Annotated in this window: 3 protein-coding genes and 1 pseudogene; all 4 read left to right on the top strand. The window is 41.7% G+C overall.

All coding sequences use genetic code 11. The annotated features are described in order from the left end of the window. A partial coding sequence (locus tag VGA95_11555) for a hypothetical protein (protein HEX9667175.1) occupies positions 1-436 on the top strand: 436 nt, incomplete at its 5' end. Between the two features lie 66 nt (positions 437-502). Then, positions 503-853, top strand: a complete 351-nt coding sequence (locus VGA95_11550; GenBank protein HEX9667174.1) for a hypothetical protein — start codon at positions 503-505, stop codon at positions 851-853. Between the two features lie 201 nt (positions 854-1,054). Further along, complete coding sequence (locus VGA95_11545; protein ID HEX9667173.1) at positions 1,055-1,423, top strand: NADH-quinone oxidoreductase subunit A; 369 nt, start codon at positions 1,055-1,057, stop codon at positions 1,421-1,423. After that, positions 1,405-1,926, top strand: a pseudogene (locus tag VGA95_11540) (NADH-quinone oxidoreductase subunit B family protein). The gene VGA95_11545 and the pseudogene VGA95_11540 overlap by 19 nt, the downstream one beginning before the upstream one ends. Positions 1,927-2,169 lie beyond the last annotated feature (243 nt).

Below are 2,169 nucleotides of genomic sequence, written 5' to 3'. Positions count from 1 at the left end.
CTTTGTCGCAAACCTTTCCACGTTGGGACAGACGCAGGGAATTCTAAATTCGCTTTTCATGCTTCCTCGCGTTAGGAAAGAAATCGATACTATCCTGGAGCTTGACCCTGATCACGCATATGGAATTGCGATGGAGGGGACTTTGCTTACATACTTACCGGCTATGCTGGGTGGTGACCTCAACCTTGGTGAAAGCTACCTGAGAAAATCCGTAATGCTCGACCCGCATACCTCCTCTACAAAGATCTATCTGGGTATAAACCTGAAAAGGCAAAAAAGATATGATGAAGCCAAAGAGGTTTTTCGAGAGATTATCGATGAGAAAAATCCACAGGTTTATCCCGATTGGTATATTAATCGTAGATGGGCAAGGTGGTGGATAACAAGGTTAAACGAAGAAATTAAGAATGAAGAAGATCAGTCCACTTCAAGATAGTCATATCCTTAAACTCACGCTTGCATAACTATCTTTTAACTGTTTCAGGTATATTAGATATTAAGAATGTATAAAAATAGTTTAGCTATTATTTTTGTGAATACACTTGTTAAATATACCGATACACAGGTGGAAGACCTGAAAGAGCAACTCATCCAAACCATTGAAAGGAAAAAATATGATTTACAGGATCAAGGAATAATTGAAGCAATACTCGAGGATAGAGAAAAAACATTTGAAAATTCATTCGATGAGAATCTGGAGCTATATCTCAACAATCTGGATTCAAAGCATGCCCTGGGGGATTATCTGAGATCCGATGAAGCCAAATATGAAATAGTTGAAATATTTATTTCTGACCTTGAGCAGCTCATTAATTACTTCTATAACATGCTGATAAATAAACATTTTACGTAGTGGTAAGCAACTATATTATAAGATGCAAATGCGGCGCCGACCTTTAGATCTCCACAATGATTAGCCATTCCTGTGCATTGTGAGCGGGAATCCAGTTCATCATTTTCAATATCTACATTTTATGATCAAAGCTGAAGTGTCCTACAAACTTTCAATTTGCATGAATATGTGTTAAAAATTATTAACTAAAGGGTGAGGCGTTTGATTTCCTACATCAATCTTATCATTTACTTGTGTTTGGTTCTTCTCTTTGCAGTCGTAACCCTGTTTGTTGCAAGGCTAATCAGATTCAGAGACCCCAAGTATAACCCGGTAAAACTCCAACCCTATGAATGCGGAGAAGATCCGGTGGGAGATGCATGGGTTCGCTTTCCAGTTTCGTTTTATCTGATCGCGCTCGTGTTTGTGTTATTCGATGTTGAGGCGGCATTCATTTTCCCGTGGGTTTTAGCATTACCTAAGTTGGGTATCGTTGCATTTATAGAGATGCTTATCTTTCTCGTAATTCTCTTCCTTGGATGGATTTATGCTTATAAAAAGGGGGCCATTAGATGGGAGCGCAACCAGTAGACGGTGATAAAGAAAAACCGCGATTGGGACTTGAGCAACTTGGGGAGTTCATACAGGTTCCGGGTATCAATATATTTCTAACCTCCACAAAGAGGATATTTTCCTGGGCCGAGAAATCCAGCCTGTGGCCCCTGACGTTTGGACTCGCCTGCTGCGCGATTGAAATGATGGCGACATTCGCATCCAGGTTTGACCTCGATCGGTTCGGCATCATTACGAGGGCATCTCCAAGGCAGTCCGATTTAATGATAATTGCCGGTACCGTAACCGTTAAGATGGCGGAGCGCATAAGGAAGCTATACGACCAGATGCCATATCCGAAATGGGTGATCGCCGCTGGAAGCTGTGCCATATCCGGAGATCACTATCGTCATATCTATAGTGTAGTTCCAGGGGTAGATTGGGTGATTCCTGTGGACGTATATGTCGCTGGCTGTCCTCCAAACCCCGAGGCGTTCATGGAAGGTATTCTAAAGCTTCAAGAAATTATTTCCAATGAAGCCACAAATCCTCATTTCAATATCGCATCGAAGGAACTCGTCAGCGAGGGAAGTCCAAAGTCTAAACCAAAAAATCTGCCTGACCTTCCGCGTTCCGGAGATTACGTCTCACCTGACGAAGTACTTCAAAAAGCAGAAAACCTGAAAAACGATGGTTTCGAATTTTTATCGTTCATAACCGCCGTGGACTATCAGGATAAACTTGACGTGATATACCAAGTACACTCCATTAACACTGGCGAGGAT

This window comes from Thermodesulfobacteriota bacterium (assembly GCA_036397855.1).
In the GTDB taxonomy this organism is placed as follows: Bacteria; Desulfobacterota_D; UBA1144; order Nemesobacterales; family CSP1-2; genus DASWID01.
This window is presented reverse-complemented; position numbering and strand designations above follow the sequence as displayed.

Bases quoted from the DNA above. Each gene is read 5' to 3' on its own strand.
- VGA95_11550 (HEX9667174.1), top strand. From the start codon at position 503: ATGTATAAAAATAGTTTAGCTATTATTTTTGTGAATACACTTGTTAAA.